General features: G+C 47.8%; 21 protein-coding genes and 1 pseudogene. 11 read left to right on the forward strand and 11 right to left on the reverse strand.

The window, feature by feature from the left end; all coding sequences use genetic code 11:
* The first annotated feature begins 66 nt into the window (after positions 1-66).
* Both zigA and ACOCLE_RS09400 read left to right on the forward strand, forming a co-directional pair.
* Positions 67-1,269, forward strand: a pseudogene (zigA, locus tag ACOCLE_RS09395) (zinc metallochaperone GTPase ZigA).
* A gap of 2 nt (positions 1,270-1,271) precedes the next feature.
* Positions 1,272-1,961, forward strand: a complete 690-nt coding sequence (locus ACOCLE_RS09400) for a DUF1826 domain-containing protein (protein ID WP_419536487.1) — start codon at positions 1,272-1,274, stop codon at positions 1,959-1,961.
* A gap of 211 nt (positions 1,962-2,172) precedes the next feature.
* On the opposite strand, the gene ACOCLE_RS09405 is transcribed toward ACOCLE_RS09400, so the two are convergent.
* A complete protein-coding gene (locus ACOCLE_RS09405; RefSeq protein ID WP_419532972.1) occupies positions 2,173-3,453 on the reverse strand; it encodes an ISKra4 family transposase in 1,281 nt (426 codons plus the stop codon).
* Positions 3,454-3,746: 293 nt separating this feature from the next.
* Between ACOCLE_RS09405 and ACOCLE_RS09410 the strand changes: the two genes are divergently transcribed.
* The 5 genes from ACOCLE_RS09410 to ACOCLE_RS09430 all read left to right on the forward strand — a co-directional run bounded on the left by ACOCLE_RS09410 (position 3,747) and on the right by ACOCLE_RS09430 (position 8,372).
* Positions 3,747-4,688: a tripartite tricarboxylate transporter substrate binding protein gene (locus tag ACOCLE_RS09410; RefSeq protein ID WP_020583083.1), complete on the forward strand. Its 942-nt coding sequence runs from the start codon at positions 3,747-3,749 to the stop codon at positions 4,686-4,688.
* A 107-nt stretch (positions 4,689-4,795) separates the two neighbouring features.
* Entirely contained in the window at positions 4,796-5,218 is a 423-nt protein-coding gene (locus tag ACOCLE_RS09415; protein ID WP_419536488.1) for a hypothetical protein, read from the forward strand.
* A gap of 54 nt (positions 5,219-5,272) precedes the next feature.
* Complete coding sequence (locus ACOCLE_RS09420; protein ID WP_419536489.1) at positions 5,273-6,775, forward strand: tripartite tricarboxylate transporter permease; 1,503 nt, start codon at positions 5,273-5,275, stop codon at positions 6,773-6,775.
* 69 nt (positions 6,776-6,844) lie between these two features.
* On the forward strand, positions 6,845-7,543 hold the full coding sequence (locus ACOCLE_RS09425; RefSeq protein WP_419536490.1) for an RraA family protein: 699 nt from the start codon (positions 6,845-6,847) through the stop codon (positions 7,541-7,543).
* 46 nt (positions 7,544-7,589) lie between these two features.
* On the forward strand, positions 7,590-8,372 hold the full coding sequence (locus ACOCLE_RS09430) for an SDR family NAD(P)-dependent oxidoreductase (RefSeq protein ID WP_419536491.1): 783 nt from the start codon (positions 7,590-7,592) through the stop codon (positions 8,370-8,372).
* Between the two features lie 122 nt (positions 8,373-8,494).
* On the opposite strand, the gene ACOCLE_RS09435 is transcribed toward ACOCLE_RS09430, so the two are convergent.
* The 4 genes from ACOCLE_RS09435 to tnpC (ACOCLE_RS09450) form a co-directional block, all read right to left on the reverse strand.
* Positions 8,495-9,709 carry a hypothetical protein gene (locus ACOCLE_RS09435; RefSeq protein WP_419536492.1) on the reverse strand — a complete coding sequence of 405 codons (1,215 nt, stop codon included), beginning with the start codon at positions 9,707-9,709 and terminating at the stop codon, positions 8,495-8,497.
* 13 nt (positions 9,710-9,722) lie between these two features.
* Positions 9,723-10,202, reverse strand: coding sequence for a SycD/LcrH family type III secretion system chaperone (locus tag ACOCLE_RS09440; RefSeq protein WP_419536493.1), 480 nt, complete (start codon positions 10,200-10,202; stop codon positions 9,723-9,725).
* A 456-nt stretch (positions 10,203-10,658) separates the two neighbouring features.
* Complete coding sequence (locus tag ACOCLE_RS09445) at positions 10,659-10,871, reverse strand: hypothetical protein (protein WP_419536494.1); 213 nt, start codon at positions 10,869-10,871, stop codon at positions 10,659-10,661.
* Between the two features lie 207 nt (positions 10,872-11,078).
* Positions 11,079-12,584: an IS66 family transposase gene (tnpC, locus tag ACOCLE_RS09450; RefSeq protein ID WP_419532963.1), complete on the reverse strand. Its 1,506-nt coding sequence runs from the start codon at positions 12,582-12,584 to the stop codon at positions 11,079-11,081.
* 74 nt (positions 12,585-12,658) lie between these two features.
* Here tnpC (ACOCLE_RS09450) and ACOCLE_RS09455 point away from each other — a divergent pair, with 74 nt between their 5' ends.
* Positions 12,659-12,787 carry a hypothetical protein gene (locus tag ACOCLE_RS09455; RefSeq protein WP_419536495.1) on the forward strand — a complete coding sequence of 43 codons (129 nt, stop codon included), beginning with the start codon at positions 12,659-12,661 and terminating at the stop codon, positions 12,785-12,787.
* Here ACOCLE_RS09455 and tnpC (ACOCLE_RS09460) read toward each other — a convergent pair whose 3' ends face one another.
* The 5 genes from tnpC (ACOCLE_RS09460) to ACOCLE_RS09480 form a co-directional block, all read right to left on the reverse strand.
* Positions 12,788-14,293 (reverse strand): IS66 family transposase, encoded by a 1,506-nt coding sequence (gene tnpC / locus ACOCLE_RS09460; RefSeq protein WP_419532963.1) that lies wholly within the window; start codon positions 14,291-14,293, stop codon positions 12,788-12,790. It lies immediately after the preceding gene.
* 513 nt (positions 14,294-14,806) lie between these two features.
* Positions 14,807-15,328, reverse strand: coding sequence for a rhodanese-like domain-containing protein (locus ACOCLE_RS09465; protein WP_419536496.1), 522 nt, complete (start codon positions 15,326-15,328; stop codon positions 14,807-14,809).
* Between the two features lie 107 nt (positions 15,329-15,435).
* The gene (locus ACOCLE_RS09470) at positions 15,436-16,716 is read right to left on the reverse strand and encodes an ISKra4 family transposase (RefSeq protein ID WP_419532972.1); all 1,281 of its coding nucleotides are present in this window, start codon (positions 16,714-16,716) and stop codon (positions 15,436-15,438) included.
* A gap of 176 nt (positions 16,717-16,892) precedes the next feature.
* Positions 16,893-17,396: a MauE/DoxX family redox-associated membrane protein gene (locus tag ACOCLE_RS09475; RefSeq protein WP_419536497.1), complete on the reverse strand. Its 504-nt coding sequence runs from the start codon at positions 17,394-17,396 to the stop codon at positions 16,893-16,895.
* Positions 17,397-17,704: 308 nt separating this feature from the next.
* Positions 17,705-18,046 (reverse strand): hypothetical protein, encoded by a 342-nt coding sequence (locus ACOCLE_RS09480; protein WP_419536498.1) that lies wholly within the window; start codon positions 18,044-18,046, stop codon positions 17,705-17,707.
* Between the two features lie 337 nt (positions 18,047-18,383).
* Between ACOCLE_RS09480 and ACOCLE_RS09485 the strand changes: the two genes are divergently transcribed.
* Together ACOCLE_RS09485 and ACOCLE_RS09490 are read left to right on the forward strand one after the other, a co-directional pair.
* The gene (locus tag ACOCLE_RS09485) at positions 18,384-19,457 is read left to right on the forward strand and encodes a hypothetical protein (RefSeq protein WP_419536499.1); all 1,074 of its coding nucleotides are present in this window, start codon (positions 18,384-18,386) and stop codon (positions 19,455-19,457) included.
* A gap of 444 nt (positions 19,458-19,901) precedes the next feature.
* Positions 19,902-22,697, forward strand: a complete 2,796-nt coding sequence (locus ACOCLE_RS09490) for a hypothetical protein (protein ID WP_419536500.1) — start codon at positions 19,902-19,904, stop codon at positions 22,695-22,697.
* On the opposite strand, the gene ACOCLE_RS09495 is transcribed toward ACOCLE_RS09490, so the two are convergent.
* Entirely contained in the window at positions 22,692-23,972 is a 1,281-nt protein-coding gene (locus tag ACOCLE_RS09495) for an ISKra4 family transposase (RefSeq protein WP_419532972.1), read from the reverse strand. The genes ACOCLE_RS09490 and ACOCLE_RS09495 overlap by 6 nt on opposite strands.
* Here ACOCLE_RS09495 and ACOCLE_RS09500 point away from each other — a divergent pair.
* Positions 23,971-24,234, forward strand: coding sequence for a hypothetical protein (locus tag ACOCLE_RS09500; RefSeq protein ID WP_419536501.1), 264 nt, complete (start codon positions 23,971-23,973; stop codon positions 24,232-24,234). The two genes, ACOCLE_RS09495 and ACOCLE_RS09500, sit on opposite strands and share 2 nt — an antisense overlap.
* Positions 24,235-24,291: the final 57 nt, after the last annotated feature.

Below are 24,291 nucleotides of genomic sequence, written 5' to 3' on the forward strand. Positions count from 1 at the left end.
TGTTATAACATAATTTACAACATTATCTTCCTGACTATAAAAATCCAGGTCTGAGTGGAAATGACGATGTTCGAAGCCCATAAACTCCCGGTTACTGTGCTTTCAGGTTTTCTTGGCGCAGGAAAAACCACAGTACTCAGCCACATTCTGAATAACCGGCAAGGTAAGAAAGTGGCTGTGATCGTTAACGACATGAGCGAAATCAATATTGATTCTGCAATTGTTCAAAATGAAATCTCGTTCAATCGCAGTGAAGAAAAGCTCGTAGAGATGAGCAATGGCTGCATTTGCTGCACCTTGCGCGAAGACCTGCTGGAGGAGGTCAATAAGCTTGCTCGGGAAGGACGCTATGATTATCTGCTGATTGAATCCACCGGCATTTCGGAACCGCTGCCTGTGGCAGAAACGTTCACCTTTGCGGATGACAGCGGTATTTCACTGTCGGACTTTGCCCGCCTGGATACGATGGTAACCGTGGTGGACGCTGTCAATTTCCTGAAGGATTACGAGCAAGCCCAGTATTTGCAGGAAGCGGGGGAATCTCTTGGTGAGGAAGACGAACGCAGTGTTGCCGATTTACTCATTGATCAGGTGGAGTTTGCGGATGTCATTCTTATCAGTAAAACCGATTTGGTTCAGGACATCGATCTCGAACGCCTGACCGCCATTCTCAAGACCCTCAATACCCACGCCCGAATTATCCCAATAACCCAGGGACAAGTGGATCTGGACACGGTCCTTAACACCGGGTTGTTTGATTTCGAGCGCGCACAGCAGGCACCAGGCTGGCTCAAGGAAATGCGTGGAGAGCATGCTCCCGAAACGGAAGAATACGGGATCACTAGCTTCGCTTATGAAGCACGCCGCCCCTTTCACCCGGAAAAGTTCTATCAATTTCTCCACCGCACAGAAAATTTCGGCAAGCTGCTGCGCTCCAAAGGCTATTTCTGGCTGGCTTCACGTCCTGAATTTGCCGGACAATGGAGTTAGGCTGGCGGCGTGGCTCACTATGGTTTTGCGGGAATGTTCTGGAAAGCCATTCCCAGGGAGAACTGGCCTGATGATGAAGACCACCTATCCAGCATTCAAGAACACTGGGTTGAGCCTTTTGGTGATATGCGCCAGGAGCTCGTTTTTATCGGCCAGGGGCTGGATCAAGACGGTATCACCCAGGCACTTAACCACTGCCTGTTAAGTGAAAAAGATGTTCTGAAAGGCAAAGCCCACTGGGCAACGTTAAACGACCCTTTCCCCGCATGGAGCCAGTAGGAATGATGTCTACCACCCCCCCACACACCACTTTTCCTGACTCTCTGGCTTCAGAGTCAACAGCCTTTCGGCGTTCAGCACAAGGCCAGCAGCCAGCCGTTCTGAGCGACATTTATAAAGACGACACCAATATAGCGATCTGGCAACGTAAACTGTCGGCTCCCCTGCAAGATGCGGTGAAAAGTTATCTGGCTTCAAACGCCACCGTTGAAACCAAAATGGTGGTCACCCAGGAAAATGTGCTTTCAGCCATTAATGATGCTTTTCAGACCTCCGAAATGGCGGAATTGAGTGACGATATCGCGCTGCTGGTCGACATGTTTTGCTGTTTATTTGGTTTGGCGCGGGTTGGGCTGCGCATGCAAGTACTGGATCAGGCAATGTGCCCGAAATTTCATGTGGATCGAGTCCCCTGTCGCCTCGTGACGACTTATCAAGGTGTTGCAACGGAATGGTTACCCCATGAAACGGTTGATCACACAAAGTTGGGCCAGGGAAGCCATGGCCAAACGGATGACCGCTCAGGCCTGTATCAGCAAAAACAGGCTATCCATCAACTTAACTGTGGTGATGTAGCGCTGTTGAAAGGGACGCTTTGGCAGGGGAATGAGAATGCAGGTTTGGTTCATCGCTCCCCGGTATTACCCGGTGCCGATAAACGCCTGCTATTAACGTTGGATTTCATTCATTGATGAAAATTCAATCAAAATAAAAGCTCCGAGTCATCGGAGCTTCATAGCCAATTAAAAAATAAAAATGGAATTAACGACAACGAATAACGATATAGAAACCGTTTTAACTATAAAAAAAATATCCTGCAGCTAACCTTTAAATCGACACCCATCGTTAAAAAGCCCGTTAAAACGTTTTCCCGGAGGGTGCTCTCTCAATTTGATAACTGACTCATAGGTTAGCTTCAACCTTTCCAGTCATGAACTCAGACCAAAGTTGTTCCCAGCGCCCCTTACTCTGGATCAGTGCTCTTGTTGTCAAAAGCACTTCCGCTCCTGTTGCTTTCCACCTCATTCCAGAACCACATAATCGTTGCTTTACCAGAGTCTTACAAGCCGCTTCAGTAACTCCTGAACCTATTGGCCAATGGCGTTTAAGCGCCTGATGATAATTCATTAACTGGTGATTGTTTGTAAAATAGCTCACAGCTTTGTAGCGCTTCTCTGTCAGTGCGATTGTCTTTTTCGGGAGCTCGGCTGATTCAATTTCCTGAAGGATTTTTTTGGCTGCTCCACGCTTGTTTTTCAAACTATGTAGCCTGTCTTCAAGCCACTGGTGTCGCTTCGCCTTACTGGTTGGAAACAGTGCTTCCGCTGCTCCAGCTAAATATTCAGATGCATGATAAAAATCGAGTATCTGCCCAGAGGTATGTTGTTTCAAATAACTCCAGTTTTCTCTAGCCCCGTCAGCTACCCCGATGTATGTGGCATTTGGGTAGAGTCGTTTTAGATCTGCAATCTCCTCGTCGAGCTTGCTCATAAAGCTTTGTTTACCATACTCTGGCGAACTGGCTGTATATATCGTGTGGAGCCTGTCTCCATCTGCAGAATATAGGCTCAATGTCCCACACATGGCTTCCCTCCAGCCTTCTTCACAAAGCAGCATGCAGGTTCCATCCAGACCAATGGCTATTGTTTCAACAGGCTCTTTTAGTGGAGGAAGGTGGTAGTGAGTGTCTTGCTGGTCTTCAATTAATGCACCTACTCTGTCCGATAAATGCTTGATATAAGAATTTGAAAGCGTCCTTTGATGGTTGGTCTCAAAATCTTCTTTTACCGCAGGCGCTGGCATCTGGCTGTATTTCCAGGCGATAGACTTGGCAAATTTGGGGGTAGCTGAACCAATAATACCGGCACGAAGATCAAGTGCTGCCAGAGTACTGCCACCTCTGACACCCTGATATACGGAGCGCTCCAAAGGTATACGACCGTATAAGGTTTCATAGTGCTTAAGAACCTTTCCTTTGTAGTTCCACTTCTGCTGATTAACGACGATAGGTTCTTTATTGGGTGATTCAAATAGCCCCAATAACTCTTTTGTTCCAAGCTGCCCGGCTTCATTGAGTGCACGCTGTAAACTATCTTCAAGATTCAGCATGTTGCCTGAATCTATAGAAACTTCAATTTGCAAAACGATGCTTTTGGTAGAGCTGGAAATAACAGAAGCGGGCATGACAGTTAACTATTATGAGTGGTGTTCCCATAGTAGCTGTGAAAATAGAGCACTATTGTTTCAATCATTCAGAGAGAGCACCCTTCCCGGATAAATCGAACGTATTTTGTACTGATCTTTTTTTGCCCAGAATTTCAAATGAAAGAAATCATTTTATTAAAATAAAATGACTTTCATTTTCATAAAAAATGGCACATCAATTTAATGCGTACAACATTTACAGATGACACATATCAATAAATCCTAACAGATCACTTCATATACTCACGCCGGTAAACAACCGGGTTTTCTCCATGAAAATGAAATTTAAAGCGGCTGTTGGCATTGCCCTTCTCAGCCTGAGCTCTGCATTTGCTTTTGCGTCTGCTGATAATTATCCAGCCAGAAACGTTCGTTTAATTGTTCCCTTTGGTGCCGGTGGTGGTACTGATGCGGTGGCCAGGGCACTGGCAAAATACGCAGAACCACACCTTGGGCAACCCATTGCCATCATGAACAGAACCGGTGGTGCTGGCGGCGTTGGCATGACCGCTGGTGCTAATTCCAGACCCGATGGCTACACCATTACCATGGTCACCAGAGAACTGGCCTCTTTACCGAAAATGGGATTAATGCAGGCTGACAGCGAAGACTTCAAAATGGTCAGGCTGGTCAACCTTGACCCTGCCATTGTGACGGTCCGTGCAGACAGCCAGTACACGACCATGGCTGAAATCATTGACGAGGCCAAAAAGAATCCAGGGCGTATTCAATTCGCTTCAACCGCAAAACCCAACTTCTATATTCTGGCCATTGAGCAGAATCAGAATGTGACCTTTAACCAGATTCCATTTAATGGTGCATCCGAAGCCACTACTGCGGTTATGGGTGGTCACGTTGCGTTCACCATTACCGGACCGGGTGAAGTCAAAGCTCAGCTGGACTCAGGCCAGCTGAAACCACTGGCCGTACTGGCAGAGAATCGTCTGTCGTCCATGCCTGACGTCCCCACCATGAAAGAACTGGGTTACGATGTGGTTTCCGGAACCTGGCGCGGTATCGCCGTTCCTTCCAGAACACCAGACGCCATTGTTGATAAACTGGAAGACGCATTTGCCAAAGCGGTAAAAGAAGAAGGCTTTGTCAGCTTTATGGAAAAAGGGAACTTCTTTATTGAAGACAAATCTTCCGAGTCATTCACTCAGTTTATTGCTGAAGATACTCAATCCCTGAATACCATCATTGAAAAAATGTAAACACTGAACGCCTGTTTGAATCACATTGCTGAGCAAATGAATCCATCATTTCCAGCGATTTAAACAGGCAGTTCCCTCCCCCTTTATTTGTTTAAGATGAATCCGCTATGGAAAAGTTCAAAGGTCCACAGCTGACCATTGTGCTGTACTCTTTTCTTTTTCTTTTTATTTTTGCATTGTCTTTTTTTTACCTGGCAACGACATTTCCGGTACCCTCCATTGGTAACCATACGCTGGGGCCTGGCTTTTACCCGTCATTGATTTCTGCTGCGCTGATTGTGTTAATTACGACTCAGGTCGTATTTGACCTGAAGCAGAACAAACTGTTCAACCAGGAAATCATTTCCGTGGCGCCCCGTATGGATGTTCTCCATTCTGGCCGGATACGCCGTTGCCATGTACCTGATTGGCTATCTGGCAGCCACCATCCTCTGCTTTGCGCTCATTCTCTTTATGTTAGGGGTCAGAAACTGGCTCTGGTATCTGGCTGCCCCGATATTTTCCTATGGCCTGAACGTTGTGTTTGCTGACATCTTTCTCGTATTTCTGCCATCAGGCCTGCTGTTTCAATAGGGACGTGACTTATGTTTGAACTTTTACTTCAGGGATTACAGAGCACGTTACAGCCGGGCATTTTCCTGCTGTTGCTGGCCGGTGTCACTGGCGGCATCATTATCGGCTCACTCCCGGGGCTGACAGCGACCATGGGCGTTGCCATCATGCTGCCCTTCACCTTCGGCATGGGTCCCAATGCCTCACTGGCCATGTTGATCGGCGTCTATGTGGGAGCGATTTATGGCGGTTCCATTCCGGCAATCCTACTGCGGACGCCGGGTACACCGGCATCCGCTGCGACCGTTCTGGATGGGCACCAACTGGTGCAACAAGGGCATGCCGCCAAAGCATTAAGTATCTCGGTCGTATGTTCATTTATGGGAGGCTTGATCAGTACCATCATGTTGATCACGCTTTCCCCGATGCTGGCGGGATTTGCCCTGAAATTCAGTGCCCCGGAATACTTGATGCTGGCCGTATTCGGTCTGACCATTATCGGTAGCATCTCATCGAAAAGCCTGGTCAAAGGTCTGATCAGTGGTTTCATCGGTCTGGCCATCGCCTGCATTGGTCTGGACCCTATCACCAGTACGCCACGTTACACCTTCGGCATCATGGAACTGTACAATGGCCTGTCGATTATTCCGGTGCTGATTGGTCTCTTCGCGATTTCAGAGTGTCTGCTCCAGTCCGAACAGATCGTTAAAGAAGCAAGTCAAAAAGCACTGACCTTCAGTCATAAACTGTTCAGCTATCCAGAGTTTCGTAAATTCTTCCCCTCTGCGCTGAAAAGCAGTCTGATGGGTACCTGTATTGGAGCAGTCCCTGGTGCTGGCGCCGATATTGCGGCCTTTGTCTGCTACAACGAGGCCCGTCGCAGCAGCAAGAACCCGGAAAACTTTGGTAAAGGTGCTCTGGAAGGTATCGCGGCTGCCGAGTCCGGCAACAACGGTGTCACCGGCGGCGCACTGGTGCCACTGCTCACGCTTGGCGTACCCGGTGATGCCGTCGCCGCCATTCTGCTGGGCGCATTAACCATCCAGGGCATCGCGCCTGGTCCCATGCTGTTCCAGAACAGCCCGGACATTGTCTACGGTCTGTTCAGCTCCATGCTGGTTGCCAACATCCTGATGCTGATTGTCGGCCTGGCCGGGATTAAAATTTTCTGTCGGATCGTGGAGATTCCAAAGGCACTGATCATCCCGATGATCGCCCTGCTCTCCGTGGTTGGCGCCTACTCCATGAACAACAGCATGTTCGATGTGGCCGTAGCACTCGCCTTTGGTTTACTGGGTTATCTGCTGACCAAAATTGAAATACCGCTGTCGCCCATTGTGCTGGCCGTAATTCTCGGGCCCATGGCAGAAACCAACCTGAGAAAATCCCTGATGATGTACGAAGGGTCCTGGAGCTTCCTCTATGACCGTCCCATTGTGCTGATCTTCGTACTGCTTTCAGCCCTGTCTTTATACAGCACCTGGCGGATTAAACGCAGGATTCAATCCAACACCAGCCCTCAGCTGGCCGTCTGATACAACAGCCTGCACCCAAGCGGTGCAGGCTTCTCCATTGATTTCTATTCACTGACAGGCAATGACACCATGCACGTTTATTGGCAAGACGATGACCAGCTGTTCCAGATGGCGCGGACCGAACTGTTTACCGCACTGGTTGGCGACATCATGGATGACCTGGGGTACACGACACAGTTTTTACCCCCGGAAATCAAAGTACAGAACGAGAAGCACATCATCATTGGCCGGGCCATGACCGTGCTGGAAACGGATGTGGTGCAGGTGCCAGCCGATTCATCAGTCAACAATCCGGTAACCGCCAAAGATTTCGGTTTGATGTTCGAAGCGCTGGACTCACTCAAAAAGAATGAGGTGTACATCTGCTCCGGCTCATCGCCAACCTACGCGCTCTGGGGCGGGTTGATGAGCACCCGGGCGAAATACCTTCAGGCAGCCGGTGCCGTGGTCAACGGCTACTGCCGTGACATTCGGGAAATCAACGCACTGGACTTTCCCATCGCCTCCATGGGCAGCTACGCCCAGGACCAGAAGGTTCGAGGTAAGGTTATGGATTACGGCATTCCCATTCTATTTGGTGCCGTTCGCGTCAACCCGGGTGATATCGTCTTTGCCGATATTGATGGCACCGTGATTATTCCCAAAGCAATCGAAGAAAAAGTCTTTATGGGCGCCTTTGAAAAAGCCCGTGCTGAAAAGCGTGTGCTCAATGCGCTAAAAGAAGGCATGTCCACAGTTGAGGCTTACACAACGTTTGGTGTGATGTAACCCACCAGCATGCGGTACCACTTATTCAACACGTTACTGACTGTTAATGATGATGTTCAACGATTTAAAAGATAAACGGGTATTGATTACCGGCTCAACGGCGGGCATTGGTCTGGCGGTTGCCAGAACCTTTGCCAGATACGGTGCAAAAATCGCCATCAACGGCTCCCGGAAAGATCAGCAGATTGACGCCCTTCTTGAAGAACTGAATGGACTGGGTAGCGAGACCATTTTTATTCAGGCTAACCTGACCCAGACACCGGAATGTGAAAGGCTGATTGGAGAATTTATCGCCCATTACGGAGGGCTGGACATTCTGATCAACAACGCCGGTGGTCTTGGTGGCCGCAATAATCTGGAAGAGATTACCGATGACTTTTACGACCGGGTAATGGACCTGAATGCCCGCTCGGTTCTGATGGTCACCAAATACGCCATCCCCCACCTGCGTCAATCGGCGGTTGAGTCAGGGGAAACCGCCTGTGTGATCAGCACAGGCTCCATAGCCGGAAGAGAAGGCGGCGGTGTGGGTGCCGGTATTTATGCTGCCTCCAAAGCGTGGTTACACGACATTCATCGTAACTGGGTCAAGGAGTTCACTAAAGACCATATCCGCTTCAATATTGTCTCACCGGGCACCATCGATACCGCCTTTCATGATGGCAAAAGTGATGAACTGAAAGAAAAGATTGCCGGATCCATCGCCATGGTTCGTTTCGGACGCATTGAAGAGGTTGCCCCCTCTTACGCCTTCTTTGCCTCTCATGCCTGCAGCGGTTACATCACCGGCCAGATTCTGGACGTAAACGGCGGACAACTGGCACCGTAATAAAACGACCATGACTCAGGTATTGAGTCATGGTCGTTTCAATTCTCATACCGTGGGAGAACCTTCCGAGGCGGTGAACCACGTTAATCCACCAACAGGGCTCGAGTTATCGAAGCCCCTTTTCAGGCTTTCGTTGTGGAGCGAAGCAGCTCGATTCGCCGCTTCATCATATCCTGATGGGAGCCTTCGTTAACCACACTATCCAGCACCAGGGCGAGATGCTCTTTTAAATGCTGTCGCAAACTCCCGGGCGTCTCATCGGAGGTGTACCGGTCAACAACCTGCTCCAGGGCCGTGGTAATCAGGCTTGCTGAGTTCAGTATTTCAGCCGCAAATTTGGGTTCACCCGCTTTCAGCGCGGCAATGGCCTGCTTCAATTTTTCCACCGCCTCTTTCTGCTGATCTTCTCGGACCTGGTCTTCCCGCAACCGCTCTTTCAACAGTTCCAGAAACTCGGTATTGCTCATCGCTTTCAGAGACAACAGAATCCCTCTCTGAACGGATAACACACCCTCAAGGTAGGCTTCACGGGTTCTGACCAGTGGATCCAGGCCAATACCCAGCCGCTGAGACAACAGACTTAACCGCACCTGCTCCGGTATGCCGTATAGGTCGGCACTCTGCTGCTGTACCTCCTTATCGCCATCCACTGCGGCTCCCCCACGCTCCCGATTAAGAACAACAATGTCATCAATAAGCCTTTGCACCGCCAGTGACCCCAGTTTCGCTACCGAGGGGGATGCATTCAAGGCAGCCACACTGAGGGCTTGTACTGGCGCTGAGAGTGCTGCTCCGGGCGTTTGCTGGATCGATGCGGCCACTTGCCGGATGCTGTTCTCGTAATCACCCACCACACGGGCAGCATCCGTGGATGCTGGCAACCCGGCCTGCACACTCGCCACCATCGCCTGCAATGAGGAAGAATCACTGCCCGATGACGATGGGCTCGTGGAGCTCTGTTCACGGGTCTGCGGCTGCGCCACTCCCCCACGGGAGTCTGACGACTCACCAACCAGAGGCGCGTTAGCGTCTTCCTCTAATTCCTGATCCAGGGCATCTCTGACGGTCAGTGCGGTTGACTGAAGCCCATTGATATCCTCAGCAGAGACTTCCCGTGAACCTGAAGATGCCGCGGGTAAAGTGGGCACAGGGATCGGCTGTGAGGTAAGGAGTTCATTAACCGTACCCGCATCACGTTGTGACACGGTGTTGGTCTGGTCATAACCCCGGTTGATCGTTTCAGTCGCGGCTTTGACCTGCTCTCTGGCAACAAGCTCTGCCAGTGTTGCCTCCAGCTGCTTCGTCTGTAGATCACCCGCTCCTGATACGTCACTCATTCCTTCGCTCCTTTCAGTGCTCTGACAGCTCTTGAACAATGGTGTCAACCCGGTTGATATACGGGCTGGTCATGCCTGCATCACTGGCCATCAACGCAGCAGCCCGGTAGGCCAGCGCCGCTTTGGAATGCTCGTGCAATGCGGCATAGCAGTCGCCAACGTATATCATCGGGTGCGGATCATTACCGCCCAGCGAGACGGCATAAAGGTAGGTATCAATGGCATCGCCATACAGGCTCAGCATTTGCTGGCAGGCGCCAAGCCCGGTAAAAAAGCGGGGATTCCACTGATTATAAAGACAGAGAAATTGAAAAAGGCGGGCGGCTTGGGAAAACTGACCGTTATTGTATTTCAGATAAGCCAGCTCATAGACGGCTTCCAGTGTCTCGGCACTGATGTCACTGGCTTCGGCCAGGCTTCCCCCCCGAGCCAGATAATCCCCGACGACGGCCATGGTCTGGGCATCGGATGCGCTCAATAATGAATCGTTCATAGACTGCGTCCCTGCAGATCAGAAAGAGGCGGTATCTTTATAGGTATAGCACTTACCGGTCAGAACACGGGTTTATGGGGCGCTGTAAAGGCTTTTATCAAACCCAGAGAAAAACAGGTAACGCATTGAAAAAATTGAAATATATCAATTAGAACGACAGTAAATCAGCTTGCCGGCATGCAGAATGGGCTTATGCGGGTGGAATGACCGATATCAGCACAGAATAGAAGAAGGGAGTGTGAGAGGCTGTAGTGGAAAGGTAGGGTTTTGAACCGACAGTGCGGAAAAACGGATTAAAACCAGAAGAAATAAAGAGGACACCCATAAATTATTTGGTCAGTACAAATTATTTATGGGTGTCCTTTATGTCCTTTTTTTCAAATCCGAGCGTACAACGCCGTTAGCACATGCGGCAAACGACAGTTTGACGTCGTGTGCCTTGACTTGTTATGGGTTTTAAAGCCACTGCTCACCCTTGATAATGCCGCGCCATACTTTACCAAGTAATTCAGGAAAGAGCTTGGGAAGAAAGAGCGATACAAAAGCAAAGCACCCAATAATTAGCCAAAAACCTTGGCTGCCAATAAATGAATCGCCTGTACCCCAAATAGCGAGATGCTTGTTTGTTGCAAACCATAATAGCGCCGCTGTGGGTACTGCGAAAAACATGCAGGCTAGCTGACCCAATATGAATGCTTGGGCAGGACCTTCTTTCCTTTGCTTTCTATGAGGGTGCTCTCTCTGAATGATTGAAACAATAGTGCTCTATTTTCACAGCTACTATGGGAACACCACTCATAATAGTTAACTGTCATGCCCGCTTCTGTTATTTCCAGCTCTACCAAAAGCATCGTTTTGCAAATTGAAGTTTCGTAACTATTCAGCACCCAGCAAAGGCGTATTGTTGTAATTTCGAACCGCTTTAAGAAGCGCCTGAAATATGTTCAACCCCTGCTTTTTAGCAGATGATAAATAGCTTCGGATTCGGGTAAACATGGTACCTCCGTCTTCGCTTCTGAAGCAGCCTGAGATCTTCTGCTTAAGTTTGGCCATCCTGGCATCACGTTCACTGCCATTGTTATCGAAGGGAATTGAAAAGTCCGACATGAAGCGCAACGTTTCAACCTTAAACTCAATAAGCCTTTTGAACAGGTTGTAGGCCTTGGTATTCCTGACCTTCTTACGTCCAAGCACCTGTCGTTGTTTTTCCATATAAGCGGTTTCCTTCGTGAGAGCCCTTTGAAGGATTTGGTCGTATATCGTCTCAATGCGAAGCTGTATTGCACCAGGCATTTGAGTCAGACCGGCTGCTTTGTATTTCTTGCAGAAGTGCCAGGAGAGCGTAAGCAATTTCATCAGCCGCAGAGCCAGCTTATTCGCATCCCTATCGACAACTCCCTGAAGCTCTCTCAGATGATGGGCATTACAAAGCACATGCACTGCCGCATAGGCAAAGTAGGACTTCCAATGATCGTGAACCAGAATGCCTGCAAAAGTCAGCAGGATGCCCATTGCATCCATTGCTTCACAACCTCGCCTTTCTGAGAGGTAGTAAAGCGTCCATTGGTCATCTCGCATAATGTGTAACCACCACAGTGAACCGTCAACCCGCATGCCAGTTTCATCCGCTCCTGCAACCGGACTTTCTTGTAAAGCATCGCGGATACTCTGCTCAGTAGAGGCCAGGTTCTCATGGGTATAGGCAACAAAATTGGCAACAGAGCCTGCGCTGACACTCATGCAATAAATAGTATTGAAATACTCAGACACCCGGTGATATGGGATGAAGTGATACTGGTTTAAATGAACAGCCATTGCCTGAGTCACTTCTCCGTATTGAGCAGCGGCTTTCACTCCTTGGGGAAACTCAGCGGTGTTCCGTTTACCACAAGGACATACTTTAACGTCTGCCCAGTACGCGGTAACTTCAAATTCTCCGGGTCTACCTGGATCAAAAACCTGTCGCTCAATGTATTTGGTGGGTTTAATATCGATAAGCGAAGACTGGCAACAGCAACATTTTTCAACCTTCAGATGCCTGACATAATCGGGTAAGGCGACACGTCTCAAACAAGAGCCTTGATGACCTTTCTGGCCACCTGGTTTATTGCCTGAAGATGGTCTAAGGCTTTTGGGGTTCGGTGTTTCCTGTGAGGAGCAGGGGGCTTCTTTGGAAGATGTATCACCTTTATCACTCCCTTTTTTACTGGGCTTTTGATAACCATCTGACGATGGTGGCTTACTACTGTTTTGACTGTTTTTATTAACCCTTTCTTCCAGTTCGCTGCAACGTTCCCGTAAAAGCGCATTCTCGGTCCGAAGCTCTTCATTCTCTTTAAGGAGAGCTTCGGTAAACGGAGTAGCTGGGAAGTCTGGTTCCATACTGGAGATTTGTTAGAAAAATTGAGTATAAGATGATGGTCGAAAAATCAGAAAATTCCAGATTTATATGAAGGGTGCTGAATAGTTACGAAGTTTCTATAGATTCAGGCAACATGCTGAATCTTGAAGATAGTTTACAGCGTGCACTCAATGAAGCCGGGCAGCTTGGAACAAAAGAGTTATTGGGGCTATTTGAATCGTAACTATTCAGCACCCAGCAAAGGCGTATTGTTGTAATTTCGAACCGCTTTAAGAAGCGCCTGAAATATGTTCAACCCCTGCTTTTTAGCAGATGATAAATAGCTTCGGATTCGGGTAAACATGGTACCTCCGTCTTCGCTTCTGAAGCAGCCTGAGATCTTCTGCTTAAGTTTGGCCATCCTGGCATCACGTTCACTGCCATTGTTATCGAAGGGAATTGAAAAGTCCGACATGAAGCGCAACGTTTCAACCTTAAACTCAATAAGCCTTTTGAACAGGTTGTAGGCCTTGGTATTCCTGACCTTCTTACGTCCAAGCACCTGTCGTTGTTTTTCCATATAAGCGGTTTCCTTCGTGAGAGCCCTTTGAAGGATTTGGTCGTATATCGTCTCAATGCGAAGCTGTATTGCACCAGGCATTTGAGTCAGACCGGCTGCTTTGTATTTCTTGCAGAAGTGCCAGGAGAGCGTAAGCAATTTCATCAGCCGCAGAGCCAGCTTATTCGCATCCCTATCGACAACTCCCTGAAGCTCTCTCAGATGATGGGCATTACAAAGCACATGCACTGCCGCATAGGCAAAGTAGGACTTCCAATGATCGTGAACCAGAATGCCTGCAAAAGTCAGCAGGATGCCCATTGCATCCATTGCTTCACAACCTCGCCTTTCTGAGAGGTAGTAAAGCGTCCATTGGTCATCTCGCATAATGTGTAACCACCACAGTGAACCGTCAACCCGCATGCCAGTTTCATCCGCTCCTGCAACCGGACTTTCTTGTAAAGCATCGCGGATACTCTGCTCAGTAGAGGCCAGGTTCTCATGGGTATAGGCAACAAAATTGGCAACAGAGCCTGCGCTGACACTCATGCAATAAATAGTATTGAAATACTCAGACACCCGGTGATATGGGATGAAGTGATACTGGTTTAAATGAACAGCCATTGCCTGAGTCACTTCTCCGTATTGAGCAGCGGCTTTCACTCCTTGGGGAAACTCAGCGGTGTTCCGTTTACCACAAGGACATACTTTAACGTCTGCCCAGTACGCGGTAACTTCAAATTCTCCGGGTCTACCTGGATCAAAAACCTGTCGCTCAATGTATTTGGTGGGTTTAATATCGATAAGCGAAGACTGGCAACAGCAACATTTTTCAACCTTCAGATGCCTGACATAATCGGGTAAGGCGACACGTCTCAAACAAGAGCCTTGATGACCTTTCTGGCCACCTGGTTTATTGCCTGAAGATGGTCTAAGGCTTTTGGGGTTCGGTGTTTCCTGTGAGGAGCAGGGGGCTTCTTTGGAAGATGTATCACCTTTATCACTCCCTTTTTTACTGGGCTTTTGATAACCATCTGACGATGGTGGCTTACTACTGTTTTGACTGTTTTTATTAACCCTTTCTTCCAGTTCGCTGCAACGTTCCCGTAAAAGCGCATTCTCGGTCCGAAGCTCTTCATTCTCTTTAAGGAGAGCTTCGGTAAACGGAGTAGCTGGGAAGTCTGGTTCCATACTGGAGATTTGTTAGAAAAATTGAGTATAAGATGATGGTCGAAAAATCAGAAAATTCCAGATTTATATGAAGGGTGCTGAATAGTTACTATAACTGTATATTCACATAGCAAATGGAGCGTGTTGACCATCAGGCACGCTACCGCCCGTCACTTGTTCTTCTGCCTTTTACTGACATCCGTGAGCAGGGTATGAAATAGCTCAGTAACGACTTTTATGATGGTTTTTCTACGATGCAGTTAACCGTGGCTGACAGAAAATTTGCACTAAAGTATCAAATAAATATCGTCAGTTAAAGGCAAACCCAATTATTCTTCCACTGACTTTTATATGACGTACAATCCCACGAGCGAGAAGGGCTGAGGAGTGTTTTAAAAACGATTAATCTACGTCCATTTAGCCTATAGTCAGAGCTTACATTCGTTAGAAAGGGTACTTCTAACCAACCACGCCTGGCACAGACTGATAGCAGTAATGCGCAGACAGCCGGTACCATCGCGATACAAGTCTTAATTATTTACTGGCAATGGCGTAGCCTGCCCCTTGCCAGGCATAGATGCCGCCGGGGTAGCGGTACACATTGTTGTAACCGAGTGTTTTCGCCCAGATGGCGGCGTTGTGGCTGCGGGTGCATTTTACAAACCCGCAGTAAACGACGATGGACTTATATTTATCATTACCCAGCAGTGCCTGGTAATCTTCCAGTGAACGGTTCTCGGTTTCGGCGGCGTTCCACTCCTTCATATCCGGAATGGGAAACAGAAACTGCTTTGCTCCCGGAATGTGCGCCTTGTTGTAGCTGGCTTCCAATGGCATGGCATCGATAATCAGCATCGGTTTGCCATCCTCCATCCAGGCTTTCAGTTCGGCCGTCGTTACCAGTTGGTAGTCACCCGAGGCGGCTTCCCGGGCCAGATTGACGGCACTGGTTTCCGTTTCGACTTCTTTTTCGTATTTATTACTGCCAAACCAACCGGCGTAGCTGGCACCGGTCACAACAAGAAGTGCCAACAGCAAAATGGCTACACGTTTCATACTATCCCCCATGGAGTAAGTTAAGTATCCACTCACATGGCATTGAAGCTTTCCGTCATGGAGAACCAGGTACTCTGCAGGGGTGCTCTCTCAATTTGATAACTGACTCATAGGTTAGCTTCAACCTTTCCAGTCATGAACTCAGACCAAAGTTGTTCCCAGCGCCCCTTACTCTGGATCAGTGCTCTTGTTGTCAAAAGCACTTCCGCTCCTGTTGCTTTCCACCTCATTCCAGAACCACATAATCGTTGCTTTACCAGAGTCTTACAAGCCGCTTCAGTAACTCCTGAACCTATTGGCCAATGGCGTTTAAGCGCCTGATGATAATTCATTAACTGGTGATTGTTTGTAAAATAGCTCACAGCTTTGTAGCGCTTCTCTGTCAGTGCGATTGTCTTTTTCGGGAGCTCGGCTGATTCAATTTCCTGAAGGATTTTTTTGGCTGCTCCACGCTTGTTTTTCAAACTATGTAGCCTGTCTTCAAGCCACTGGTGTCGCTTCGCCTTACTGGTTGGAAACAGTGCTTCCGCTGCTCCAGCTAAATATTCAGATGCATGATAAAAATCGAGTATCTGCCCAGAGGTATGTTGTTTCAAATAACTCCAGTTTTCTCTAGCCCCGTCAGCTACCCCGATGTATGTGGCATTTGGGTAGAGTCGTTTTAGATCTGCAATCTCCTCGTCGAGCTTGCTCATAAAGCTTTGTTTACCATACTCTGGCGAACTGGCTGTATATATCGTGTGGAGCCTGTCTCCATCTGCAGAATATAGGCTCAATGTCCCACACATGGCTTCCCTCCAGCCTTCTTCACAAAGCAGCATGCAGGTTCCATCCAGACCAATGGCTATTGTTTCAACAGGCTCTTTTAGTGGAGGAAGGTGGTAGTGAGTGTCTTGCTGGTCTTCAATTAATGCACCTACTCTGTCCGATAAATGCTTGATATAAGAATTTGAAAGCGTCCTTTGATGGTTGGTCTCAAAATCTTCTTTTACCGCAGGCGCTGGCATCTGGCTGTATTTCCAGGCGATAGACTTGGCAAATTTGGGGGTAGCTGAACCAATAATACCGGCACGAAGATCAAGTGCTGCCAGAGTACTGCCACCTCTGACACCCTGATATACGGAGCGCTCCAAAGGTATACGACCGTATAAGGTTTCATAGTGCTTAAGAACCTTTCCTTTGTAGTTCCACTTCTGCTGATTAACGACGATAGGTTCTTTATTGGGTGATTCAAATAGCCCCAATAACTCTTTTGTTCCAAGCTGCCCGGCTTCATTGAGTGCACGCTGTAAACTATCTTCAAGATTCAGCATGTTGCCTGAATCTATAGAAACTTCAATTTGCAAAACGATGCTTTTGGTAGAGCTGGAAATAACAGAAGCGGGCATGACAGTTAACTATTATGAGTGGTGTTCCCATAGTAGCTGTGAAAATAGAGCACTATTGTTTCAATCATTCAGAGAGAGCACCCCTCTGCAGTCAGCGCATGGCTGTGCAACCAGTGCCGCCCGGGTGCCTGAGGAATCAATCAGAAAGACGATGTCATGCAATTGGCTACGGATGGTTATTGAAAACAGGCAAACGGTGCTGGGTGACGATTCAGGTGTGCTCTTGCCCACTGGATAAACGCCATAACCCCCAGCAAACCGATGTTTCGGACAAACGATGCTCTCAGGCTGGAGAGCGCGTTACCTGCTGGGTCATCAACCCCAAAGCAGCCGCAGTCAATATCCAGTCCGGCGTGGATGCCATAACCCAGCACCAGAAGGAACATCAGTGTAAGCAGGCCTATCAGCAGCAGTCCTCCCCGGCGATCCATCATCAGCAGGAGTGCTGCCACGATTTCAGTACCCAGAACGGCAAACGCGGTTAGATGGGTTAGTCCCTCCGGCACAAAACCAAAAGCATAGATGGTGTCGGCAAACACCCCGATATCGGTCAACTTACTAAGGGCAGCGTAAAGAAACAGACCACTGAGAAACAGTCGGGCGAAGTGATAAAAGGCCGTAAGCCATTTTTTGGGTGCAGGCACTTCCCGGAAGGAAAACGCCGGTTGGGAATGGTTCACAGGGCACTCCGAATCAATGAGGTTGTCGGACACCAGTCTGCTGCAGCGAAGCCGGCATGGTGAACTATTCACACCGGGCAGAAATCCAAACTGGGGAATCAGCCCTGACTATAACAACTCAACATCAGGTCAATTTTGATGTCTGTCAGTATAAAGGTACCTCTACCCACTTTTGATCAGTCTCTGTAGCATTGGCTGCTGCCCTTTTCCTGCAGCGAATAAGAGCAGCACTCCATGTAAAGTGACTGTTTTCTGATAGGTAAGAATTATCCATGGTGATTGGAAAATGATGGAAATAGTTTCTCAGCTCAGAGTAAAACACCAAAGGTTGTATCGATTACCCGTTGTAGCGCCTCTGCTACTTGATCGGTCACGATACCCAACACCTGATCATTGACGACGATACCGGGTGCAATAAAGCCCATGACCGGCAAGAGTGCTGCCACAAGAACATCCACCCAGGCATTAAAATGGCCTGAGGACAGTTTCAATAATTGCAGTATGGCCAATGGTGTCACCGCTTTAACCCACAGAGCCAGGTTATCAATGCCATAAGCCGGATTCGACAGAATGGCAGTAAGATAAACAAACAGCTGCTTTTTCACATGCATACCCACAATTTGAGCCGCCACTGCTGTACTTTTACACACACCACCCAGAATGAAGGCTTCATCAGGTCAGATACAGAGGTGAAATACTCAACAAACCGGTTTAATAAAGGGATAGTGATACCAGGAAAGGCATTTTATTTTATAAGACAATCAAGAAGTTAAAACAATCCAACGTATAATGGCTCCAGTATCGTGTTGTTCCATTCCGTGAATAAAGCGGAAACACTCACCACCACAATGAGAAAAACAACTCATCGTTATAAATCATTCAGTTACCTTTCACACCCTCTGACAGCACAGTGGCCAGCAAGAGTGCCTGCCGTCTGATCATCTAAAATATAACGATGATCAAGGATTATTATCATGGAGGATAATAATGCCACTCCCACCTGGCCATATTCCCTCTCAGGCAAATCACCCAGTACCTGAAAGGTCAAAGGATCTCATTGAACACCCAGAACCCAAAGGGAAGGATCGGCTGGGAAAAGACGTCACTCACTCACTTCCCAATAAGCAACCGGCACTTCACGGTAAAAGTCGGCCTTCTGACGCTAAGAAGCTGGGAAAAATGGATCACATTAAAAAGCTACCCGAAGCAAAACCCATGGTTTATCCAGAGGATGTCGACGATGCCGCATTTCTTTTTTCGGATGATGAACTGGATAAGGTGACCGATGCTTTAGAAAGTGACCTGGAAGACACCAGCGATAAAGAACTTGAATCGCTGTTTCCCGATGAGGAATTCCCGGATATTCAGGACGTTGATAAAGGCGTATTAACCTACCTGTTTGACACACTCTCCCATTTTTCCATGGCCTCGTTAGAGGCCATATCCCCCTACCTTGACGGTAAAATTAACAGCAGGCAGTCCACGGCAACAGTCGTATCGAAAATACTCGCTGATAAAGCATTCAGCACGCTGAAACGAGTGGCCTTGTGCTATTTACTCGGAACCGATATTGCTAAAAAACAGCTGAACTTTTCCAATAACCATCAGGCTACCCAACTGGTGTTTTCGGTTATCTCCATTTTGATCGCTCAATATGAGCAATTAGATGATTCGGATGAACTATCCAGAAAAGAAGTCGTGATCGATCATGTACAAATTGGCAACCAGAGTATCAACAATATTAAGGCAGTACTGAAAACAACACCTGATGGCGCCATAGAGATTGAATCACTGACGTTTAACAGCGGCCCTGAAGGTCAGCCAGCCGACACGGCATCGAAAGCACTGTCCGTATCGGTCAAAAATCTGGTTCTAGGGTTTCAATTTAATGACAACACCCCATCATTGACATCAATGGTGGCGTCGATCCTAAAAAGCAGCAATGTTGACAATGGAAAAATGCTGTTTGAACACGCCTTACCCAGAATGGTTACATTCGATATCGGGGAGCTGTCGCTCAAAGAAAAGCAGGCAGGTCTTGATGACGGGGAAGCCACCTAGCATTTTGAAAGTCAGCATACAAAAATCGAGGCAAACCTTCATGCCTATTACCCATCACTGACGACAGAACTGGTCGTCACACCTGGAAAAGTATCCGTAGCGTATTGGTCACCCCAGTCCTCAGTAAGAGAAATTAAAGCCCATCTCGATATTGATGAAGATAGAAATGGTGTCATCAATTTCACCGGAAACCTTCGTTTACCCAATGTTCACCTACCACTGGTGATTGACCTGACGTTAAAGGTAACGGATGGTGTCTATTCTCTTGATGACTTACCGGAAAGCATTGAAACATCGATGGGTAACGAGCTGCTCAACGTCGTCCTCAGGAAAGCCATGGGCAGTATACGAATAACCAGTGATTCATCAACCGAACGGGAAAACAGTCATACCTACCTTCACATTGATGCAGACGTTTTCCAGTTTGATGTTATTAACAGAGCCATGCAGCAGTTGCTGGGTCAGGATCGGGTGATTATTCCCGTACCCCACTCATGCCTGAGAGCCTCACGCGATCAACAGGGTGCTGGTGAGATTCTTCTGGAGGAACTGGCCCAGAACATGAGCAGCTTCCCGGTGGTGCTGAAACGCAAGCCCTATGACGCCCTGCTCCGCTTTCAACCCGCAGAGAGTCATGAGGGAGAAGCCGGTAAAGCTCGGGTACACACGTCAGCAAGACAATTACTCGATGCCATCGTTCATGCGCAGAAAAACGGACAACCCAGTTCAGCACATTTTCTGCTCCGACACTTTCCACTGCATGGACTGAAAGCCCTGATCAATGCAAGTCAGGAAGGTATTCAGGGTGCAATCAGTCAATCAGCGGTCATGACGCTATTGGCTGACCTGACAGAAATACTGCCTGAAAAAGCCGTCAGACTGTTAACTGAGCTGATGCCTGATCAATATTTTCCTTTTTCCAAAGGCGAAGAGGCCTTTAAAGAACAGGCACCTCTGGCACATTCCATCGCAGCTTATATAAAAAATCACAATGCTGCGGACAGAGCAGGAACAACGTCATCTCACCAGGACGTCGAAAAGCTGCGAGACCTTCTGGTGTTCTGGTCATGCAGCCGGCTCGCCAGTGATGGCGACATTACCTCGCTGGTTGACCCGGAGTGGCAGCCTCAAACCATGAAAGTGTTTTGTGAAGAGCTGGCTGCCATACTGAAAAACAACGCCCTTACTGCCGTTGGCCTTCTCGGAACACTGGCCAGTGCAGTGACCACGGCTCCTATGCTGGGCAATCAGCTCAATAGCGCGGATCCATTTCCGCACGAGAGAGTCGGTGATGCCATGAACCAGCTGGAAGTGGCCGATCAAGAACGTCAGAAGAAACAGGCCCGTGAGTCAAAAGGCTCATTAGAACAACTGATCAGCATGGCAACTCAGTCGTTTCATGCATTGTTGCCGCAGATTGTAGAAAAGAGAACCCGGACACTCGCGCATTCACCCCATGTCGTTGAACACTTCATTAATCTGGCACAATATACGGGTGATGTAAGATTCTGGCAGCTGTTAGGGGCCATGAACAGCAGTGGCCACTGTTCCACCCAAAGGCTACTGATGTGCCATGGCGGCGCACCCGGAGTTCCGGACGATGATCAGCTTTCACATCTTGTCAGCATACTCGAGCTGAACACATTGGGAGATGGTAATCAGGCGGCTGTTGACTATCTGGCTCATACTCCGAAGGAGCGAATAAAAAGTCTGGCAAACTTTATTACTGATCGCACAGAAGGCTGTCCTTACCAAACTGAAGAATTGTTGAAGTCGTTATCTCAACTTCCCAAAGGCACAGAAAGAAAGAAGGCCCTTACCCAAGCGAGCAGCAGTGCAATTCGGGATATTTTGCGTATGTACCACCTCGAGCAGGAATGCCTAGCCGTACGACAATTACTTCAGAAGGCTGATCAATTGAAAGAAAAATGGGGTTTGTATGAACAGTCGCTGAATAATCAGCTGAAAGTATTGAAACAACAAGGTGAAAACACCCCCTCTCAACAGGAAGCAGAGCTGCTTATTAAAAAAGAATCCGCTAAACAAGCCTTTATGAAGGAGTACCGGGCAATGCTCGCCGTCATTCCCATTGAGCGTATGACACGACAATTAATCAGGGGAAAAGCTATTCAAAAGAATCCAGGCGCATTGGATGCATTAAAATTCCGTCTTGACCAACAGCAAATTGATGCATTAGAGCTTGTCGTTCTGGAGAGCTTTGATGCGCTCTCAGAGTTTGAACCAGAAAAGGTTGTACCCGGTGCATTATCAGCTCCACTGATGGATGAAATGATTGCCCGCTTAAAGCATAAAGTTGGCCCCTCCCAATATTTCAAGCGCAAACTGTCAAACCATGAATTGCTGTTGGATGTTTTCATAAAACAGAGGAAAATAACCGCTACAGTCAGGCAGCAACTGGATTCATCAAACGGCTCCTCCGAAGAGTACCTGAAAGCGATGGCTGCCATTTTTGCCGATTACAGTGAGCTGCTTCTGGACTTGGAGGTTCCTTTAGTGCACACCCTTGTCCTCAAAGGCATTTCTGCTGCTTACGCTGCAGAGTATGGCCGGGATCTTAAAGATGCCAATGTAGACTGGTCTGATCACGTAGCCTTTACAATGGGGGAAATTAAAGGGCGTATAGAATATGCATTAAGTGAAAAGACAGTGAAACCCGAAGAAAACAAAAAGTTGGATCAGCAGAGTGCAGCGCTCACCCAATTCAATAAAACCGTTCAATTGCTGCGTTATATGATCATTTTTTATCACGTTACTGATAAAACAAAAATGCCGGGTTCTGAGACGGTCCGTACAATCATCAACAAAAAAGATGAAATACTTTCTGCTGTTTCCTCGCATTTTTTCTCTTACCTATTAGCCAACATACTGGCATCGAACGGACTTTCAAAAATTGAAGCTGATACCGTACAAGATTTTGCTGAACAGGAACGCGAGGAAATAACGAATATACTGGAGCAGCAACTTAACCAGATCATTAAACAAACACCGTTGGGCATTGAAGACCCAGAAGAGACTCCACCTCTGCAAATTGTTGAGCAGCAATTGATCCCTTTGCTCGAAGGTCTGGAAAAAATACCGGTTGTTGGTGTGATGCTTGCCCAGAAAATTCGCGATGGATTGTCAGAAATGGTTAATCAGCTATCCACTCTATTTGAGGTAGATATCACTCATCAGGACTCATCAGAGGGGTGCTCTCTCAATTTGATAACTGACTCATAGGTTAGCTTCAACCTTTCCAGTCATGAACTCAGACCAAAGTTGTTCCCAGCGCCCCTTACTCTGGATCAGTGCTCTTGTTGTCAAAAGCACTTCCGCTCCTGTTGCTTTCCACCTCATTCCAGAACCACATAATCGTTGCTTTACCAGAGTCTTACAAGCCGCTTCAGTAACTCCTGAACCTATTGGCCAATGGCGTTTAAGCGCCTGATGATAATTCATTAACTGGTGATTGTTTGTAAAATAGCTCACAGCTTTGTAGCGCTTCTCTGTCAGTGCGATTGTCTTTTTCGGGAGCTCGGCTGATTCAATTTCCTGAAGGATTTTTTTGGCTGCTCCACGCTTGTTTTTCAAACTATGTAGCCTGTCTTCAAGCCACTGGTGTCGCTTCGCCTTACTGGTTGGAAACAGTGCTTCCGCTGCTCCAGCTAAATATTCAGATGCATGATAAAAATCGAGTATCTGCCCAGAGGTATGTTGTTTCAAATAACTCCAGTTTTCTCTAGCCCCGTCAGCTACCCCGATGTATGTGGCATTTGGGTAGAGTCGTTTTAGATCTGCAATCTCCTCGTCGAGCTTGCTCATAAAGCTTTGTTTACCATACTCTGGCGAACTGGCTGTATATATCGTGTGGAGCCTGTCTCCATCTGCAGAATATAGGCTCAATGTCCCACACATGGCTTCCCTCCAGCCTTCTTCACAAAGCAGCATGCAGGTTCCATCCAGACCAATGGCTATTGTTTCAACAGGCTCTTTTAGTGGAGGAAGGTGGTAGTGAGTGTCTTGCTGGTCTTCAATTAATGCACCTACTCTGTCCGATAAATGCTTGATATAAGAATTTGAAAGCGTCCTTTGATGGTTGGTCTCAAAATCTTCTTTTACCGCAGGCGCTGGCATCTGGCTGTATTTCCAGGCGATAGACTTGGCAAATTTGGGGGTAGCTGAACCAATAATACCGGCACGAAGATCAAGTGCTGCCAGAGTACTGCCACCTCTGACACCCTGATATACGGAGCGCTCCAAAGGTATACGACCGTATAAGGTTTCATAGTGCTTAAGAACCTTTCCTTTGTAGTTCCACTTCTGCTGATTAACGACGATAGGTTCTTTATTGGGTGATTCAAATAGCCCCAATAACTCTTTTGTTCCAAGCTGCCCGGCTTCATTGAGTGCACGCTGTAAACTATCTTCAAGATTCAGCATGTTGCCTGAATCTATAGAAACTTCAATTTGCAAAACGATGCTTTTGGTAGAGCTGGAAATAACAGAAGCGGGCATGACAGTTAACTATTATGAGTGGTGTTCCCATAGTAGCTGTGAAAATAGAGCACTATTGTTTCAATCATTCAGAGAGAGCACCCCATCAGAGATGGTTGATGGTCTCTTTGAATTTTTCTCTTTGATTAAAGGAGAAAACATTACTCGACGGGATGTCGCTGAAATGGCCGGTCAGCTCATCCAGTTTTCAAAAACGAGCGGTTTACCCGATAGCGTTTTACAATACCTTCCCAGCGCTCTGAAAGAAATAGACCTCGATTAACTGTGTTTTCTTCAACAGCTTCATTTAACACTGCTTCTTTCCTGCTTTTAGTGAGGT

The organism is Endozoicomonas sp. (assembly GCF_965196975.1).
Taxonomy (GTDB): domain Bacteria; phylum Pseudomonadota; class Gammaproteobacteria; order Pseudomonadales; family Endozoicomonadaceae; genus Endozoicomonas.

Excerpts from the sequence above, each read along its gene's own strand:
- ACOCLE_RS09420 (WP_419536489.1), top strand. The coding sequence starts at position 5,273 with ATGTTTGAACTTTTACTTCAGGGATTACAGAGCACGTTACAGCCGGGC.
- ACOCLE_RS09435 (WP_419536492.1), bottom strand. The coding sequence starts at position 9,709 with ATGAGTGACGTATCAGGAGCGGGTGATCTACAGACGAAGCAGCTGGAG.
- tnpC (WP_419532963.1), bottom strand. The coding sequence starts at position 14,293 with ATGGAACCAGACTTCCCAGCTACTCCGTTTACCGAAGCTCTCCTTAAA.
- ACOCLE_RS09490 (WP_419536500.1), top strand. The coding sequence starts at position 19,902 with ATGCAGCAGTTGCTGGGTCAGGATCGGGTGATTATTCCCGTACCCCAC.
- ACOCLE_RS09445 (WP_419536494.1), bottom strand. The coding sequence starts at position 10,871 with ATGTTTTTCGCAGTACCCACAGCGGCGCTATTATGGTTTGCAACAAAC.
- ACOCLE_RS09425 (WP_419536490.1), top strand. The coding sequence starts at position 6,845 with ATGCACGTTTATTGGCAAGACGATGACCAGCTGTTCCAGATGGCGCGG.
- ACOCLE_RS09495 (WP_419532972.1), bottom strand. The coding sequence starts at position 23,972 with ATGCCCGCTTCTGTTATTTCCAGCTCTACCAAAAGCATCGTTTTGCAA.
- ACOCLE_RS09410 (WP_020583083.1), top strand. The coding sequence starts at position 3,747 with ATGAAAATGAAATTTAAAGCGGCTGTTGGCATTGCCCTTCTCAGCCTG.
- ACOCLE_RS09415 (WP_419536488.1), top strand. The coding sequence starts at position 4,796 with ATGGAAAAGTTCAAAGGTCCACAGCTGACCATTGTGCTGTACTCTTTT.
- ACOCLE_RS09405 (WP_419532972.1), bottom strand. The coding sequence starts at position 3,453 with ATGCCCGCTTCTGTTATTTCCAGCTCTACCAAAAGCATCGTTTTGCAA.
- ACOCLE_RS09440 (WP_419536493.1), bottom strand. The coding sequence starts at position 10,202 with ATGAACGATTCATTATTGAGCGCATCCGATGCCCAGACCATGGCCGTC.
- ACOCLE_RS09430 (WP_419536491.1), top strand. The coding sequence starts at position 7,590 with ATGATGATGTTCAACGATTTAAAAGATAAACGGGTATTGATTACCGGC.
- ACOCLE_RS09465 (WP_419536496.1), bottom strand. The coding sequence starts at position 15,328 with ATGAAACGTGTAGCCATTTTGCTGTTGGCACTTCTTGTTGTGACCGGT.
- ACOCLE_RS09400 (WP_419536487.1), top strand. The coding sequence starts at position 1,272 with ATGATGTCTACCACCCCCCCACACACCACTTTTCCTGACTCTCTGGCT.
- ACOCLE_RS09500 (WP_419536501.1), top strand. The coding sequence starts at position 23,971 with ATGACAGTTAACTATTATGAGTGGTGTTCCCATAGTAGCTGTGAAAAT.
- ACOCLE_RS09470 (WP_419532972.1), bottom strand. The coding sequence starts at position 16,716 with ATGCCCGCTTCTGTTATTTCCAGCTCTACCAAAAGCATCGTTTTGCAA.
- tnpC (WP_419532963.1), bottom strand. The coding sequence starts at position 12,584 with ATGGAACCAGACTTCCCAGCTACTCCGTTTACCGAAGCTCTCCTTAAA.
- ACOCLE_RS09485 (WP_419536499.1), top strand. The coding sequence starts at position 18,384 with ATGCCACTCCCACCTGGCCATATTCCCTCTCAGGCAAATCACCCAGTA.